Source organism: Enterococcus sp. AZ080 (genome assembly GCF_051714945.1).
Classification (GTDB): Bacteria; Bacillota; Bacilli; order Lactobacillales; family Enterococcaceae; genus Enterococcus_B; species Enterococcus_B pernyi.
This window is the reverse complement of sequence record NZ_JBIOSV010000001.1, coordinates 2,686,966-2,704,952: the sequence shown is the minus strand read 5'-3', so window position 1 is coordinate 2,704,952 and position 17,987 is coordinate 2,686,966. Positions and strand designations below refer to the sequence as shown.

At 38.8% G+C, this 17,987-nt stretch carries 11 protein-coding genes and 1 other annotated feature (1 of these 12 running past the window's edge); of the genes, 10 read left to right on the top strand and 1 reads right to left on the bottom strand.

Annotated elements, in window-relative coordinates; all coding sequences use genetic code 11:
- Positions 1–157, top strand: a binding site (T-box leader); it begins 56 nt to the left of the window's first position.
- A 90-nt stretch (positions 158–247) separates the two neighbouring features.
- The 7 genes from leuS (at position 248) to celB (ending at position 11,614) form a co-directional block, all read left to right on the top strand.
- Entirely contained in the window at positions 248–2,662 is a 2,415-nt protein-coding gene (leuS, locus tag IGK01_RS12770) for a leucine--tRNA ligase (RefSeq protein WP_438840809.1), read from the top strand.
- A 569-nt stretch (positions 2,663–3,231) separates the two neighbouring features.
- A complete protein-coding gene (locus IGK01_RS12765; RefSeq protein ID WP_438840808.1) occupies positions 3,232–6,912 on the top strand; it encodes a hypothetical protein in 3,681 nt (1,226 codons plus the stop codon).
- A gap of 159 nt (positions 6,913–7,071) precedes the next feature.
- Positions 7,072–7,386, top strand: a complete 315-nt coding sequence (locus IGK01_RS12760; protein ID WP_010734143.1) for a PTS cellobiose transporter subunit IIB — start codon at positions 7,072–7,074, stop codon at positions 7,384–7,386.
- Between the two features lie 20 nt (positions 7,387–7,406).
- Positions 7,407–9,386, top strand: coding sequence for a BglG family transcription antiterminator (locus IGK01_RS12755; protein ID WP_438770879.1), 1,980 nt, complete (start codon positions 7,407–7,409; stop codon positions 9,384–9,386).
- Between the two features lie 12 nt (positions 9,387–9,398).
- Positions 9,399–9,719, top strand: a complete 321-nt coding sequence (locus IGK01_RS12750) for a PTS cellobiose transporter subunit IIA (RefSeq protein WP_137072931.1) — start codon at positions 9,399–9,401, stop codon at positions 9,717–9,719.
- Positions 9,720–9,739: 20 nt separating this feature from the next.
- Positions 9,740–10,258 carry a hypothetical protein gene (locus IGK01_RS12745; RefSeq protein ID WP_409173642.1) on the top strand — a complete coding sequence of 173 codons (519 nt, stop codon included), beginning with the start codon at positions 9,740–9,742 and terminating at the stop codon, positions 10,256–10,258.
- Positions 10,259–11,614 (top strand): PTS cellobiose transporter subunit IIC, encoded by a 1,356-nt coding sequence (gene celB / locus IGK01_RS12740; protein ID WP_023520478.1) that lies wholly within the window; start codon positions 10,259–10,261, stop codon positions 11,612–11,614. It abuts the gene before it with no gap.
- Between the two features lie 779 nt (positions 11,615–12,393).
- Here celB and IGK01_RS12735 read toward each other — a convergent pair.
- Positions 12,394–13,896 carry a UDP-N-acetylmuramoyl-L-alanyl-D-glutamate--L-lysine ligase gene (locus IGK01_RS12735; protein WP_010734148.1) on the bottom strand — a complete coding sequence of 501 codons (1,503 nt, stop codon included), beginning with the start codon at positions 13,894–13,896 and terminating at the stop codon, positions 12,394–12,396.
- Positions 13,897–14,380: 484 nt separating this feature from the next.
- Here IGK01_RS12735 and IGK01_RS12730 point away from each other — a divergent pair, with 484 nt between their 5' ends.
- The 3 genes from IGK01_RS12730 (at position 14,381) to IGK01_RS12720 (ending at position 17,982) form a co-directional block, all read left to right on the top strand.
- A complete protein-coding gene (locus IGK01_RS12730; RefSeq protein WP_010734149.1) occupies positions 14,381–16,030 on the top strand; it encodes a putative polysaccharide biosynthesis protein in 1,650 nt (549 codons plus the stop codon).
- Between the two features lie 31 nt (positions 16,031–16,061).
- On the top strand, positions 16,062–16,781 hold the full coding sequence (locus tag IGK01_RS12725; RefSeq protein WP_023520477.1) for a pseudouridine synthase: 720 nt from the start codon (positions 16,062–16,064) through the stop codon (positions 16,779–16,781).
- Between the two features lie 253 nt (positions 16,782–17,034).
- Positions 17,035–17,982, top strand: a complete 948-nt coding sequence (locus IGK01_RS12720; RefSeq protein WP_010734151.1) for an ABC transporter permease — start codon at positions 17,035–17,037, stop codon at positions 17,980–17,982.
- Positions 17,983–17,987: the final 5 nt, after the last annotated feature.

Sequence of the window (17,987 nt, the reverse complement as noted above, 5' to 3'; positions counted from 1 at the left end):
TTGGTGAAAATGTGTACGGACGCTTTTGAACTCGCCTTTGAGTTGCACCTGCTGAACAGTTCTCCCAGTAAGCAGAGGCGGTGACGACCGTTACAACGTTCAAGGCCTTGTTTAGTAAGGCAAAATTAGGTGGTACCACGTAGATTACGTCCTATAAAAAGAGCAATCTTTTTATAGGATTTTTTTGTTTTTCAAGGCCAGATGCTAAAAGAAAAACAGATCATTACATCAAAATAGGGGGTTCAAGATGAGCTATAATCACAAAGAAATTGAAAAAAAATGGCAAAAATATTGGGCAAAAAATAACACCTTCAATACGCATGATGAACCAGGCAAACCAAGATTCTATGCGTTGGATATGTTTCCATATCCATCAGGACAAGGTCTACATGTTGGGCATCCAGAAGGCTATACTGCAACAGATATCTTAGCACGTTTCAAACGTAGTCAAGGTTTCAACGTGTTACATCCAATGGGGTGGGATGCATTTGGACTACCAGCAGAACAATACGCATTGGATACAGGGAATGACCCTGCAGAATTTACGCAAAAAAATATTGAAACCTTCCGTCGCCAAATCAATTCACTTGGTTTTAGTTACGATTGGAATCGTGAAGTCAACACAACAGACCCTGAGTACTACAAATGGACACAATGGATCTTTACTAAATTATATGAAAAAGGGTTAGCCTATGAAGCAGAAGTAGCAGTGAACTGGGTACCTGAACTAGGTACAGTGATCTCAAACGAAGAAGTGATCGATGGCAAAAGTGAACGTGGTGGCTATGATGTCATCCGCAAACCAATGCGTCAATGGATGCTGAAAATCACCGCATATGCAGATCGTTTGATCGATGACCTCGAGCTTGTGGATTGGCCCGAAAGCATCAAAGAAATGCAACGTAATTGGATCGGACGTTCAGTCGGAGCAAATGTCACGTTTAAAGTGGCGGGCACAGATAAAGAATATACGGTCTTTACTACACGTCCAGATACGTTATTTGGAGCAACCTACTCTGTGCTAGCACCAGAGTTAGATTTAGTTCGTGAGATCACAACTCCAGAACAAAAAGAAGCAGTCGAAGCGTATATCGCAGAAACAGCGAAAAAATCAGATCTTAAACGAACAGATCTTGCCAAAGAAAAAACCGGCGTATTTACAGGGGCGTATGCGATCAACCCAGTAAATGGCAAGGAAATCCCTATCTGGATCGCTGATTATGTGTTAGCTTCTTATGGCACAGGTGCGATCATGGCAGTACCGGCACATGATGAACGTGATTACGAGTTTGCACAAACGTTTGATCTAGAAATCTTACCAGTCATCGAAGGTGGCGATACTTCAACAGCTGCCTACACAGAAGATGGTGTGCATATCAATTCTGATTTCTTGAACGGATTGAACAAAGAAGAAGCCATCGAGGCGATGAATCAATGGTTGGAAGAACATGGCGTTGGGAAAAAAGAAGTCAGCTATCGCTTGCGTGATTGGTTATTTTCTCGTCAACGTTATTGGGGAGAACCAATCCCGATCATCCATTGGGAAGACGGCACAATGACAACAGTAGCAGAAGAAGAATTACCACTACGTTTACCAAAAACAAGCAATATCCAACCAAGTGGCACAGGGGAGTCACCATTAGCAAACATTGACGAGTGGGTCAATGTCGTTGATCCTGAAACAGGTAAAAAAGGCCGTCGTGAAACGAATACGATGCCACAATGGGCAGGAAGCTCATGGTATTACCTACGCTATATCGATCCACATAATAAAAAAGAATTAGCTAACTATGAAAAACTAGAACGATGGTTACCAGTAGATATTTATATCGGTGGGGCAGAACATGCGGTACTTCACCTATTGTATGCTCGCTTCTGGCATAAATTCCTTTACGATATTGGCGTGGTACCAACAAAAGAGCCTTTTGAAAAATTGTTCAATCAAGGAATGATCCTTGGAGAAAACAACGAAAAAATGTCTAAATCTCGTGGCAATGTCGTCAATCCTGACGATGTCGTAGAAGCATATGGTGCGGATACGTTACGTCTCTACGAAATGTTCATGGGCCCATTAGACGCATCGATTGCTTGGAGTGAAAATGGCTTAGAAGGTAGCCGTAAATTCTTAGATCGTGTTTGGCGTTTGATCGTGGACGAAAACAATAAAATGCGTGATCGTATCACGACACTGAATGACGGTAAACTTGATAAAGTATATCACCAAACAGTAAAAAAAGTCACAGAAGATTACGAAAATCTACATTTCAATACAGCGATTTCTCAATTGATGGTCTTTGTCAATGAAGCATATAAAGTCGATGCCTTACCTTATGAATATATCGAAGGATTCGTACAATTACTTGCGCCGATCGCGCCACATATCGGTGAAGAGCTATGGGCGATCCTAGGCAATGAACAAGATCTTTCTTATGCACCATGGCCAACTTATGATGAAGCTGCTTTGATTGAAGATGAAGTAGAAGTGGTCTTCCAAATCAATGGAAAAGTTCGTGCAAAAGCCAGTGTCGCACGTGACTTATCAAAAGAAGAACTAGAAAAAACAGCGATGGACGATGAGAGTATCAAAGAACAACTAGAAGGAAAAACAATCAGAAAAGTGATCGTGGTTCCAAATAAATTAGTCAACATCGTCGCAAATTAATAAGTAAGCACCAATAGAAAAAAAGTAAAAACGAGATGCCACATTCTCATGGAAATCATTTGGATTTCATGAGAATGTGTTTTTTTTTTATAAATTTCCATCGGAGGGAAATTTTATTATCAGTGATGATTTCATATTTTTACTCTATATAATAGTTATCCCTTTTTGTTCAAGGAATAGTAATTAATCTAGTGTAGACAAGTAAAAGGTAAAGTCAAAAAAATAGTTATCAACTGAAGTTCATGTGTAGGATGTTTTTTTACCTTGCTAACGGTAAAAAAAGATTTTATTAGTATTTTGAAATTATAGATAATATCTATAGGATGTGTATATTTTTTTACTTTGTAGAGAGGAGTGGATGATTGATTTCATATAAATGATCTTGCTTTTGCTAGCAATATTTTTTGTGAAGGGGCCTGAGCTAACTACATATCTTTTTCTACAGCTGTACTTTGCAGAGAATTTATAATCAAGCAGTTTGTTTTAGACGATTATTTATAACGTTCTTTTTATCCAAAAAGATCGATGATGAAATGTATTGTCAAAAAATAAGAGAGAGGAGAGAAACTTTGAAAGCAAAAAAAATAAGGATTATCGCTGCATCGTTTCTGTTGTTTCAACATGTGCTGATGCCTTCAGTAGTAATGGCTATAGAAAATGAACCGACATCTAGTGCAAAGATTACACAAGAACAACCAGAAAGCGACTTGTCTGGAGCAACAACCGAAATGGTCGAAGAACAAGAATCAATGATTCACGAAGAGCTATCAGAAGTACCGAAGGAACCTGAACCACAAGCAGAAGTGACAGAGGAGTCCCTAGAGACAGTGGAACCACAAGCAGTGCCTCCACTTGATGAAAGTCTTTTATCTGGCTATTTGGGGCGATTGAATTTGTCTACAGAAAATGTTAGAGAGTTGACTAATCACGGTAGAAGTTCATATCTAGAAAATATCTTACAAAATGCAATTAATCGAACAATCGATTTAAATACAGCTGCAGGTTCATCCACAACATTCGCAGTTACTGTACCGACTCACTCTTTAGTTGAAAGAATCAATGGCAGTAATGGATGGATTTCGTCAATTGCGACTGACAGTCCTGCAGGAATGCCGGACGAATTTTACACACAGATGTACTACGGCAATCATTCGACCCACCAAAATACTTATGATTTGAATAATATAGTATCAAGTAATTCAGCTATTGAGGTTTCTGCAACAGTGACAAAGAATGCTAACTATACTGCAACCATCAATTTCACAGTTACACGAACACAAACAGGGAATACAGCGATATCATTAGATATTCGTGGAAATGTAGTGCTAGGTTCAACGGTTGTCGCAACGCAGTTTCCGAATATTGCTACACCAAGGAAAGTGATGGAGCTCAATTATACAGGGGAAACAATTGCACACTTGACTATCAATCCGGTTGCTTCAGTGGGTGTTTATGAAAATGTGACTGTTCAGGCGACGAGAAGTCAGAGTCTTCCTCAATCAGTCATTCAAGGCTGGTTCCATACATTACCGAGTACAGGTAGTTGGAGTTATTCCACGGTTAGTTTGGGAGACGGCTGGTATCCTGGTTACAGTAATAGAATACCAGTGTATCTTCAGGATAACAATTCGACCGCAGGTCCTACACAATTTTGGACAAACGCAACAGTCGTAGATACCGAAGCTCCTACTGGAACAGCAAAAACGACGTGGACGTCCATTCAAGCGAATCGACATCGCGATTTCACTCAAGAAGAGCTCCGATCCGCAATAAATACACTTAGTGATAATTGGACATATTCAGAAAACATAAAGGTGACTTATGAACGGAACTTATCCGAGTTAAGACCAGGTACATCTTATCAAGATGGCTTTACCATTACGGATGAATCGTTAAATGCTGGCTATGTTTCACCAATAAGAATCGCTATTGTTGATACATTAGCCCCAACAGGAACAGTACAAACAGAGACAATCGATCTTTCTGAAGTGACAACAGAGATTCCTTCGCGAACAGATCTCATGCAGTTTTTAAATGATGATCTTGATGATAACTGGACCTTACCAGAAAATATCATCATTCAACTCGTTGACGAAAATGGTACAGTGATAAACTTACAAAATTTAGAATCATCAGATGCTATCCAGACAGGTTATATTCGTTTAGAAGATGAGCGAGGAAATCAGTCAAACTTACAAGAAGTCAAATTTACACTAGATAACGAAGGACCGACAGGAAATGTCGTAACCCAACCTGTCGATTTCCAAGCACGAAGAAAAGATGAATTGACGAGAGACGATCTATTACAGTTCTTTACTGAAGACCCATTGGATAATACGACGGCCTCAGATCAAATTGATCTTTCTTTGCGGAATGATTTAGGAGAAATTGTGAGTATCGTCAATGTTGCACCTTCGATGACCGTCTATGATGCAAAAGTCCGTTTACAAGATATCCGAGGCAATCAGACAGAATATCCTGTGAACTATCGAGTGATTGATACGCAAGCGCCGACAGGAAGCGTCAAAGGAACTTGGACCGTTTTTGAGGCCGATCGTTATCGAGATTTTACTCAAGAAGAGTTGCGTTCCTTGATCAATGATTTAGCGGATAATTGGTCAGAGTTAGAAAATATTCAATTGAAAAGTCTGCCCTTGTATAATTACGCTCCGAATTTACCGGATGAATTTTATCCGATGGACGTCACTGCAACCGATGAAGCGGGGAATAAGTATACCTTTAGTAGAACAATGCCGAAGATAGTCGATACGACCGCTCCAACAGCCAATTTTAAAAATGAAGTCATCGACTTTTCGAGTCATACAGCTAATACTTTTTCACGAACAGACTTGTTGCAGTTCTTAAATGGAGATCCTAGTGATAACTGGACATTGCCACAGAATATTGTCATTGAATTAGTGGATAGTGAAGGCAACGAGTTTGAGTTAGATGATTTAGAATTCAAGGAATATACCGGTTACATCCGGTTGACGGATGGACATGGGAATCAGTCAAGTCCTCACGAAGTTAAATTCAAAGCAGGAGACAACGAAGGACCGACAGGAAATGTCGTAACCCAACCTGTCGATTTCCAAGCACGAAGAAAAGATGAATTGACGAGAGACGATCTATTACAGTTCTTTACTGAAGATCCATTGGATAATACGACGGCCTCAGATCAAATCGATCTTTCTTTGCGGAATGATTTAGGAGAAATTGTGAGTATCGTCAATGTTGCACCTTCGATGATCGTCTATGATGCAAAAGTCCGTTTACAAGATATCCGAGGCAATCAGACGGAATATCCTGTGAACTATCGAGTGATCGATACGCAAGCGCCGACAGGAAGCGTCAAAGGAACTTGGACCGTTTTTGAGGCCGATCGTTATCGAGATTTTACTCAAGAAGAGTTGCGTTCCTTGATCAATGATTTAGCGGACAATTGGTCAGAGTTAGAAAATATTCAATTGAAAAGTCAGTATCCCTTGTATAGTTTAGAGCCGAATACTGAATACAATACCTATTACATGGATCTCACAGCAACCGATGAAGCTGGGAATGAATATGTCTTTAAAAATATCATGCCACGGATACTAGATACCACAGCACCCGACGGAACATTAAAAGATCCATTGGTGTTCACAAAAGGACAAACAGTATCAGATGCTCGTGAATTTCTAGATGGGGATCCAACGGATAACTGGTCATTGTCACCAGATATTCAAGTCGAAGTTGCGTATGAAAATAATGTCGCATTTGCGGATTTAGCGGTAGGCGATCATGGTGTAACGATCACCTTAACAGACCAAGCGGGCAATGTTCGGACACTGAACAGTCAAGTCACGATTCTAGAAGATACGTCCGAGTACATTGATGTGACGATTCCTGTGAACGTATCCTTTGCAGAAAGTAAAGAAAGCAATGGTATCGTCTCACCAACATATCAGATCCAAAACAATGCGGAACGAGCGGTCCAAGTGTCAGTGAGTTCGGTCGTTAGTCAATCCGCTACGGAAAAACTAACAGAAATCGATCTTGGGGTAAAAAACAATTTGAATGACAATCAAGTCATGTTGATCTCATCAGGAAAAAACCTCAATAACCGCAGAGAATTAGGAACGATCGAAGGGCATAGTGCTTCTTTCTCCTTCTCATTATTTGGCACAGTTGGTGAAAACTTTGATTTTGAAGGCTTGGATGATCCCTTGAATCCAATCTACAGTATGCGTTTGAATTTCCATGCGCAGTAATTGATAAGAAGAAGTTGCACAACTGTGTGACTTCTTTTTTGTACGTAATCTTATAACTATTTTCCTAAGCGATACGGAAAAATCTATTTTGAAAAGAAAGCGATTACATTTTATAGTGAATGTAAGAAATCCAATTAAAAAATTAGAGGAGTGATCGTAATGAAAAAAGCATTGATTATTTGTGCCGCAGGAATGTCTTCTTCGATGATGGCATCAAAAACAACAGAATATTTTAAAGGAAAAGGGGAAGAAGTATTTGTTGATGCGGTTTCTGCAACTGAAGGGGACAACCAAATCAAGACAAGTGATTTCGATTTGTTCTTGATCAGTCCTCAAACCACAATGTACTTGGATAAATTTGTTAAACTAGGAAAAACAGTAGGGAAACCGGTCGTAAGTATACCATTCCAAGCGTATGTTCCTATCCCTACAGGTATCCAAAAATTAGCGGAGCTGATTGAGGAAAATATATAGACGAATAGGGGAAGATAATAATGAAACAAACAGAAAAAGAGTTATTGCGGCAATTGATTGATCATCAAGGAGAATACCTCACGAGCCAGTACCTCGCTTCTGAATTATTATTATCTGACCGTACGATTCGCAACTATTTAAAAACATTGAATGAAGTGATCGAAAACAATGGCGGAAGACTCATCGCCAAGCAAGGGCAAGGGTATCAACTAGAGATCAACAACAAGCTTGCTTTTGCCCTGTTTTTAAAGCAACGAGAAGTAACTGTCGAATATGGTGATCAGGTGACTGAGTTTTATGATTCAGAAGATCGAAAAAAGTACATTTTAAATAAACTACTTTTGGAAGATCGCGCAATTGTGATCGATGATTTGGCAGAAGAGTTATATATCAGCCGTTCGAGTTTAGTGAATGATATCCAAGAAATCAAAGAGAAGATCGCCGAATATTCGTTGAAAATTGTGTCGAAACATAAGCAGGGAATGTGGATCGAGGGTCAAGAACAGGACAAGCGACATGTGATCATGGATACCTTTTTTGGAAATAAGTATACCAATTCTTTAAAAGAATATCTCGGTAACAGTCAATTTTTCAAGGAAATCAATTTTGAAGAATTAGTGATCGTCATCTTGGACGAGATTCGTGAATCCAAATTGAAGGTGTCCGATTTTGTGATACAAAATTTAGCGTTACATTTAGCATTGGCAATCAAGCGAATGCGAGCTGGTTTTGAGATACAAGTACCTGAAATCACTGGAGAAGAAATCCATGAGACCGAATATCAAGCAGCTAAGAAGATAACCAGACGGATCGAGTCTATAATGAATGTTCGTTTCCCAAAAGATGAAATTGCTTATTTAGCGTTACATTTGATGGCTAAATCGAATCAAAACCATAAAAGGGAGAATCAGAAGTTAGTGACAGAGTTAATGTCAGTTCTTAAAGAGTTAGCTCAGGTTCTGGGGCAGTCCATCGTCGAGGATTATCAATTCAGGAATGGCTTACTCAATCATTTAGAACCGATGCTGGTTCGCTTAGAGCGAGGAATCGCTCTGGAAAATCCTTTAACAAAAGAAATCAAAAAAGAAGATCCGAGAGCATTTGAATTAACCAAATACTATTTTGGTCAAATGCCTTCGCTGAAAGGTTATAAAATCAATGAGGATGAATGGGCGTATTTAGCGCTTCATTTAATGGCAGCAATTGAAAAAAATAAGGTAGATTGTAAACTACAGGCATTGATCATTTGTGCGACTGGCTATGGAAGTGCGCAATTGCTAAAGAATCGAGTATTGAGTGAATTTGGAAAAAATATTGCAGTGAATCAAGTGAAAGGCTATTACGAAATCGATGAACAGTCGTTAAAAAATGTTGATTTGATCATTTCTTCCATTGATTTATCAACGATGTTTTTCAAAGTCCCTGTTCTTCATGTCAGTGTTTTCTTGAATGATCAAGATGTTCAAAAAATCCGTAAAGTGATTGAAGAACATCGCCCAAGTTGTTTCGTGAAGCCCCAAGAAACTGTCTCACTCATGAAAGAAAAGAGGGCATTTTACGAAGAGCAGATTTCAAAAAAATGGTTTAAAGTCTATTCTTCAGCACCAACAAAAGATCAAGTGATCGCTGAATTGTTGGCACTTTTACAAGAAGATGAAACGGAGAATTATACGTCTGAGATGTCTCACCAAATCGAACGTCGTGAGAAAATGGGGCAAATCATTTTCAGTGAACAAGTAGTTGTCCCGCATCCAGCGATCCCAGTGGGGGTTACTGCTAAAATTGCAGTGGGGATCATTCCTGATGGGATGGCATGGGATGAACAAGGGGCGCTCCATTTTGTCTTTCTAGTCTCTCCTTCTTGTATCGAGAATGAAGGAATCACTGTTGTAACGAAGGCAATCGTAAAATTTATTGATCGATTGGATCTACAGCAGCTGATTTTAGCTGAACCAACGTTTGAAAACTTTAATCAACAATTTATGAAAATGATTTACTAAGGAGGCGTCTTGATGACGGAGAAAATGACGAGTGAAGAGCTCCAAGTGACCGCATTTGATATTATTTTTCACAGTGGCAATGCACGAACATTGATCCACGAGGCATTTGCTTTGTTACGAGCAGAAAGCTTCACAGAAGCTGAAGAAAAGCTAAATGAAGCGAATCAGGAGATTTTGGAAGCCCATAGGTCACAAACGCATTTATTGAAAGAATATGCAAGTGGGCAAAAGATCGAAATGGAAATCATCATGGTCCATGCGCAAGATCATCTGATGACGACGATGACTTTGTTGGAAGTGGCAAAAGAGATGAGTTACTTATATCAAAAATAAACAAGAACGGAGGTGGGAAAATGAGTGAAGCTGAGAAAAAACAACGGGAGTTAGAGAAAAAAGCATTTAGTTTGAAAGTCTTATATTTTAATCGCTATTTGATCATTCGCTATTTGACAGCTGGTTTCTTTTTTACCAATCTTTACTGGCTGGTTTCCTTACTCCTTGCGAGTAGCAAGATGTTTTGGTTACCATTAGGGCTATTATTCTTTCTTTTACCAGTCGTCGCAGAACAAGTGGCACTCTATCGTACACATAAAAATAATGCAACGGTTACTCGAACTTATTTCCGATTGCAAGCGGTAACCAATGTATTTCTCCTATTAGCAGTATTTTCACCAGGATATTCTCAATTGTTTCCTTTTATGGCGGATGGTTCAAATGGACAAGCATTGATTCTGTTTGTGATTGCTAGTGGGCTACTGATCTGTCTGTTTTGTCAGCGACGCTTGAATAAAATCCATGCAAATACGGATCGTCACTATCAACGAATCAAAGAGTATGAACGTGTAGTACATTTTGGAAAGGGGAGTAAATAGATGTTTGATTTTCTACAGAAATATTTGATGGGACCGATGGGGAAAGTGGCACAATTCAAGATCGTACGCGCAGTAATGGCTGCTGGGATGGCGTCGATTCCCTTTACGATCGTAGGTTCGATGTTTTTAGTTTTGAATATTTTACCGTTACCATTTCCGTTTTTAGAAGGATTTTTCAATGCAACTTTCTTTAAAGTCAGCGACTTGTATATGATCGTCAATACGATGACGATGGGGATATTATCTATTTATTTTGCTATTGTATTTGCTTATGAATTAACGTCGATCGAAAGAGATGAACAAGCACTGAATGTCAATCCTTTAACTGGTGCGCTATTATCTGTTTTTGCTTTCTTCATGTGTATCCCAGAGTTGATCATTTCAGACGGAAAAATCAGCTTGATCTCTAGTATGACCGATGCAGAAACTGTTGTTAGTGGTGTACGTATGGGCGCATTTGTCGAGCGTCTAGGTACTTCAGGTATTTTTACCGCCATCATCATGTCTTACATTGCAGTTGAGTTGTATTGTATGTGTGTGAAACGCAACTGGGTCATCAAGATGCCAGATGTTGTACCACCTGGGGTTTCACGTTCCTTTACCGCATTGATCCCAACGTTTGTGATTGCCTTTGTGGTGATGCTTGTCAATGGCACATTAGTTGCGTTAGGAACAGATATTTTCAAAATGATTGCTATTCCATTTGGTTTTGTAACAGAGTTGACGAATACGTGGATAGGGATCATGATTATTTATTTCTTGATCCATGCGTTATGGATCGTAGGGATTCATGGGGCGAACATTATTACCTCATTCTTGACACCAATCGTTTTAGCGAATATGGCAGCAAATGCGCAAGGAGCAAATTATCCTTTAGCCGGCGAATTTAATAACTCTTATGTAACAGTTGGTGGTTCTGGGGCGACATTAGGATTAATTATCTTTATTGCTTTTATGGCAAAATCCGATCAGTTAAAAGTATTAGGAAAAGCTTCATTAGTACCAGGGATTTTCAATATCAATGAACCAATCATTTTCGGGATGCCGATCGTTTATAACCCTTACTTGGCAGTACCGTTTTTCTTAGCACCAATGGCATCCGCATCATTAGCATACTTTGCTATCAAATTAGAAATCGTTCGACCAATGTTAGCCCAAATGCCTTGGCCTTCACCGGTAGGGATCGGCGCCTTTGTTGGTAGTGGAGGTGACTGGAAAGCCGCTGTCTTAGCCGTATTATGTGCGATTCTCGGCTTTATCATCTGGTTGCCATTCATCAAGTTTTATGACAATAAATTATTGACTGAAGAACAAGAAAAAGCCGCAGAATTAGCAAGAGAAGGTTCAGTGGCGTAGTGATTCAAAAGAAAACTCAGTTGCCATTCGTTAGAGATGGTAACTGAGTTTTTTAGTGAGTTGTTATGAAAAAAGAAAAGCCTATATATGTTGAATAATGAGAAAATTGGGGGAAGCTTGTAAAAAATAACCTTGTATACAAAAAAATAGATATCTATTAGTCAATAGAACCTACGAAGTTACTTCTAGAGGGAGAACACGATCAAAGTAAGGCAAGGGAATATTAGAAAACAGTTGCTCCCCCTCTTAAAGCAAGCCGCGACATTTCAATTACCAAGATAGTCAAAAGTGCAACATTCTAAAAATAAGGGGAATAGCCTGGTTCATATATGGACAGTCATAAAAAGATGTAAAAATGGTCGATGGCAACTCAATGATGCTTGATATTTATATCAAATAACAGAAAAAAAGGACAAATATGTGGGAAATCCTCCGTATACTAGACATAAGTATGAAATAAAGAGGTTTAGAAAAAGGAGGACAAGTAAAAGAAATGAAAGAAACAAATCCAATAAACAAAAAAACTTGAGTATCTATACAAGCAAAGCCGATGATTCGAAATGACAGTCTCTCGATAATTTGAAAGCAAAGGCTCATACAAAAATATTGAAAGACAAGAATCCACAGAAAAAATCATTCACTTCCCCTCTCGTCAAAAATCATGGAACTAACCAACTAAAAAAGCCAACTCATCATAAAAAAGGAAAGCTCATGATGAGTTGGTTTTTTAGTTGTTGTTAAGTGTCTAAATTAGAAAATCTGCTTTTTCTGTAAATCAATCATTGTTCAATCAAGCGTTTTGCTATGTCATAGTCACCTTCATAAGGTTCATCTACGCCACCGACTTTTTGATAGGCATCCACGCCTTTACCAGCAATCACAACAGAGTCTTCTGGCTGGCTTTCTGCTAATGCTAGTTGGATCGCAGTCGGACGGTCCATTTCATAATGAACAGCAAGTGCTGTATTTGTGATCGCTGCATGGATTTCTTCTGCAATTTTTTGTGGATCTTCAAAAGCAGGATCATCTGCGGTCAAGAAAACGACATCGGCTGTTTCAGACAAGACTTCTCCAAAGTCTTGTCTGCGGGAAATCGCTTTGTTTCCTGGACTTCCTAGAACGACGATCACACGGCCATTAGGATGCTCACTCTTAGCAAATGCTAATAATGTTTTTAAACTTAAATAGTTATGGGCATAGTCAACATATATATGGGAGCCGTTTTTATGGGTCAACTGATCCATGCGTCCGGGAACCCTAGCTTCTCTTAGTCCTTGTTGGGCATCTGAAATCGAAGCACCCGCTAATGTCGCTGCAATGATTGCGCTAGCTGCATTTTCTTGATTAAAGCCACCAGCTAATTTGATCGTATATTCTGCTTCAACAGGTAATTCAGAACCATGTGTGATCAATTCGAACGCTTGCGTTTGATTTTCTAAACTTTTCACTTGAACGTCTGTAGTATCTGCTCGTCCGTAAGTGATGGCAGGAATACCGTGGACTTGTCCTGTTTCCACTAATAAATCAAAGTAATCACTTTCACGATTTAAAATCACTTTTTTTGAATTTAAGATCAGTTGACGTTTGCAATAAAAGTAATCATCAAACGTCGGGTGTTCGATCGGACTGATATGATCGGGTGAAATATTTAGGAAAATCCCGACATCTAAAGTGAGTCCATAAACACGTTGCGTTTTGTAGGCTTGAGAAGAAACCTCCATGACAAGATGTGTCATACCGTTTTCTACTGCTTCAGCCATCATGCGATACAAGTCGAGTGATTCCGGTGTTGTCAGATTAGATTTGAAAAAAGACTTGCCGTCTAATGTGGTATTCATTGTTGAAAACAGGGCAGTTTTATAGTTAGTCGTATGGTCTAGAATGGCCTTGGTAAAGTATGCAGCGGTGGTTTTACCTTTAGTCCCAGTAAATCCGATGACTAGCATCTTGTTTTGTGGATAATCATAAAAAGCCATGGAAAGAATTGCCATTGCTTTGCGAATATCGGTCACGATTATGCCACAAGCTTCGTTCTCATAAGGTTCTTCAGCCACGTAGTAATTAAGCCCTTGAGCAATTGCGGCAGTTAAATACTCTTCTTTAAAATTTAATCCTTTACAAAAAAATAATGTCTCAGCATCGACCTGACGTGAGTCATAACTTAATTTCTTGAATACTCTATTTTCTGGAGCATACAGATGCCACCCCTGTGGTGATACAAATTCTTTTAACAGATTTTCTTTTAACAATAAGTTGCGGATATCTTCTAAGGAGAAGCTCATTGAATCATCCCTCACTTTGTATTTATTTGGTTTATTATAGCATATTTTTTGTTACGTATTTTCGTGAACAGACGATTTAAGTAAAAATGAAAATTAGTTGAAAAGATCAAAAAAATAGGCAGGCCGAAAAATAGGAAAGGACCTAAAAATAGATGGAGATAATTCATTACAGAAATCCCAATATATTAAAAATAATAAAATAAATAGAAAGCAACTGAGAAATTAAGCGATTTTTTCACATTTTAATTTCGTTCGGTGAATTGAATGAAGATGTTAAAACAGAAAATACTCCCTTGGTAAAAAAATAAGCCAGTTTCCAAAGAATGAGGATAGAGAACAAGAGCATTCTGTAATCAAAATAAAACAGTTATTATGTAAAGACTTTAACTGATATAAAATAAAAAAAGCCGATAAAAAGATTGCTACTTTGTGGATTTACACTTAAAATATGAGTAATGTTTTGAAGAAAGTTGGAATCTGATCAATGACTAATCAAAGAAAACCAGCAGTAGAAAATTTGACAGTTCAAGAGAAAATGGCTAGAGGTTCTGCTTGGATGACTGCAAGTAATATGATCTCTCGATTACTGGGCGCAGTCTATATTATTCCTTGGTATGCTTGGATGGGCGAAAATGCAAAGGCTGCCAATGGATTATTCAATATGGGGTACAATATTTATGCGTTATTCTTAATGATTTCAACTGCGGGGATTCCAGCTGCCATTGCGAAACAAACCGCACGTTACAATTCATTGAATGAATACGGGACGTCTCACCGGTTGTTTCTACGAGCAATGCAAATGATGGCTGTTTTAGGGGTGTTTTTTGCAGGATTTATGTATTTTGCTTCGCCTTGGTTAGCTCGTGCCTCTGGTGGTGGGGAAGAATTGATTCCAATCATGCGCTCATTAAGTGCAGCACTATTAGTATTTCCTTGTATGAGTGTTATTCGAGGATACTTCCAAGGGAATCAGGAAATGATGCCTTATGCACTTTCGCAAATCGTTGAGCAGATTGCGCGCGTATTTTATCTGTTGCTTTCTACATTCATCATCATGAAAGTCCTGTCAGGGGACTACGTAACTGCGGTGACCCAATCGACTTTTGCAGCATTTATTGGGATGATCGTCAGCTTGGCTGTCTTATTATATTTTTTGAAGAAACATCAAGCGTATACAGCAGCTCGTGTGCAGTACAGTGAAAACCAAGTGACCATTGCCACGAAAGAATTATTGTTGGATACGATCAAAGAAGCGATTCCTTTTATCATCGTAGGATCAGGGATCACGATTTTTAAATTAGTCGATCAATTTACATTTATTAAAATCATGTCGGATACCACTGAATATTCCAATGCCCAATTATTGGATCTTTTTTCAATTTTCAGTGCGAATCCTGACAAGTTGACAATGGTCGTCATTGCTTTAGCGACGTCGATTGCTGCGACAGGTTTACCTTTGATCACGGAAGCGGTAACGATCAAGGATCGTCGTGGACTAGCAAAATTAACAAGCAGTAATTTACAGTTGTTTTCCTTTATTATGTTTCCTGCAACGTGTGGTGTGATGCTCTTGGCATACCCTTTGAATACTTTATTTTATACACCAGATCAATTAGGAAGCCAAGTATTGATCCAAGCAAGTTTTGTCGGTCTTTTTCTAGGACTTTATATGCTTGTATCGAATATGCTTCAAGGGATGTTTGAAAACAAAGCGGCGATCCAATACTTACTGGTTGGGTTTCTCGTAAAATTAGTCTTGCAGTATCCAGCAATCCGTATTTTTGAAGTATATGGACCATTGCTCGCAACGATGATTGGTTTTATCGTTTCTTGTTCACTGATACTAAAGAAAATCCATCAAGTGGCTCGCTTCAATCGGAAATTTGTATGGCGCCGCACCTTATTGATTTTTATTCTTACTCTGTTGATGCTCCTTGCAGCAGGGCTGACGAAAATGATTTTCGGGATGTTCTTGAGCCAAGACAGTAAGTTCCAATCACTAATATTAATTGTTTTAGTCGCCGGAGTGGGTGGTTTGGTTTATACGTATCTGGCACTGAAGCTTCGTCTCGCAGATAAGTTATTAGGACGTCAAGGGATGATTCGTTTACGCCGACGGTTACGTATCAAATAAGACAGGCATTGCTTGAAAAGGGGACAATCACATGCGTTTAGATAAATTTTTAGCTGACATCGGTCTTGGCAGCCGCAAAGAAGTCAAAGGGCTGATCAAAAAAGGCTTGATCACCGTCAATGGAAACTGTATTAAAAGTGATAAATATCAAGTGAAAGAAACCGAAGACACGGTGATGTATCTAGATGAATCCTTACATTATCAAAAAGATTTTTATTATATCTTGAATAAACCAGCTGGCGTAGTTTCAGCAACTCAAGATAATCATGATCAAACCGTCATCGACTTACTTTCTGATGAAGATTTTCGGGAAGATCTATTTCCAGTCGGTCGGTTAGATAAAGATACAGAAGGATTGTTGATCCTGACCAATGATGGACAGTTTTCACATCAATTACTCTCTCCTAAAAAACACGTAGAAAAAGAATACTTGGCAGAGGTCAAAGGTGTGATGACGAAAGCAGATGTGTCAGCATTTGCAGAAGGATTACTCATTGATGGAGATGAACAGACACTGCCTGCAAAACTGTTCATTGACTCAGTCGATGAAGAAACAATCACTTCTCGTATCCGCTTGATCTTACATGAAGGGAAATTCCATCAAGTCAAACGGATGGTAAAAGCCGTTGGCAAAGAAGTCACTTACTTGAAACGGATACGTATGGGGAATTTTCTTCTGCCAGAAGATTTAGCTTTAGGAGAGTATCGCCAAATGACACCAGATGAATTGGCACAAGTAAGAAGTAAATAGAGCCTGAAAACACAGCTTATAGGATTGGGGTATACTACTCAATCCTGTAAGTTTTTTTGTTTATTTATTGAAATCATGATAGATGGCAACCTAAAACAGCTATTTTTCGTTTTTCTGTCTCACACCTCAGATCAAAATGATTCTTTTACAATCTTCTCTATAATTTGTTTCATTTTCCCTATGATTTGTTCATTTATTATATCTTTTGAAAGCGCTATAATGACAGTGCGAATGAGGTGAAAGGAGTTTTTATATGAGAAAAAGGAAGGGGTTAAAAGGTTTTTTTGGGAATTTATGGCGCTATAAGGCGCTTGTTTTAATGGCGATCCCTGGGATGATCTGGATGATTTTTTTCTTTTACATCCCGGTATTAGCGAATGTCGTTGCGTTTAAAAATTTCCATATTTCTGCGGATGGCTTTCTTGCCAGTTTAAGAGAGAGTCCATGGGTTGGATTGGAGAATTTCAAGTTTTTATTTTCTTCTGATCAAGCGTTTCTGATTACCAAAAATACGATTTTATATAATGTGACATTTATTTTACTGAATCTTTTGATATCTGTCGTGTTTGCAATCATTATGAGTGAATTGCGAAATAAACGATTGGTAAAAGTATACCAGACCATGTCATTGCTTCCCTATTTCCTTTCTTGGGTCATCATTAGTTACTTTGTCTATGCGTTTTTAAGTCCAGATAAAGGGATCTTCAATCAATGGTTGGCAGCAAGTGGGAGAGAAACAATCAATTGGTATAATGATCCTAAATATTGGCCATTTATTCTAGTCTTTATTGGAACATGGAAAGGGATCGGCTATAACAGTATCATTTATTTTGCCTCAGTTATGGGAATCGATCCGACGTATTACGAGGCAGCGATGGTGGATGGCGCAAGCAAGTGGCAACAAATCAAACATGTGACGATTCCACAATTGGTCCCTCTGATGACGATCTTGACGATATTAGCAGTTGGAAATATTTTCCGAGCGGACTTTGGTTTGTTCTATAATATCCCAAGAAATTCCGGAGCGCTTTATGAAGTGACACAAGTTTTAGATACTTATATCTATAATGGGCTGACATCCACTGGCGACTTTGGTATGACGGCCGCAGCTGGGCTGTATCAATCAGTCGTCGGCTTTGTTTTATTAATGATCACCAATACGATTGCTCGTCGTTTTGACAGCGAATCGGCATTGTTCTAAGGAGG

Bases quoted from the DNA above. Each gene is read 5' to 3' on its own strand.
- leuS (WP_438840809.1), top strand. From the start codon at position 248: ATGAGCTATAATCACAAAGAAATTGAAAAAAAATGGCAAAAATATTGG.
- IGK01_RS12760 (WP_010734143.1), top strand. From the start codon at position 7,072: ATGAAAAAAGCATTGATTATTTGTGCCGCAGGAATGTCTTCTTCGATG.
- IGK01_RS12755 (WP_438770879.1), top strand. From the start codon at position 7,407: ATGAAACAAACAGAAAAAGAGTTATTGCGGCAATTGATTGATCATCAA.
- IGK01_RS12750 (WP_137072931.1), top strand. From the start codon at position 9,399: ATGACGGAGAAAATGACGAGTGAAGAGCTCCAAGTGACCGCATTTGAT.
- IGK01_RS12745 (WP_409173642.1), top strand. From the start codon at position 9,740: ATGAGTGAAGCTGAGAAAAAACAACGGGAGTTAGAGAAAAAAGCATTT.
- celB (WP_023520478.1), top strand. From the start codon at position 10,259: ATGTTTGATTTTCTACAGAAATATTTGATGGGACCGATGGGGAAAGTG.
- IGK01_RS12735 (WP_010734148.1), bottom strand. From the start codon at position 13,896: ATGAGCTTCTCCTTAGAAGATATCCGCAACTTATTGTTAAAAGAAAAT.
- IGK01_RS12730 (WP_010734149.1), top strand. From the start codon at position 14,381: ATGACTAATCAAAGAAAACCAGCAGTAGAAAATTTGACAGTTCAAGAG.
- IGK01_RS12725 (WP_023520477.1), top strand. From the start codon at position 16,062: ATGCGTTTAGATAAATTTTTAGCTGACATCGGTCTTGGCAGCCGCAAA.
- IGK01_RS12720 (WP_010734151.1), top strand. From the start codon at position 17,035: ATGAGAAAAAGGAAGGGGTTAAAAGGTTTTTTTGGGAATTTATGGCGC.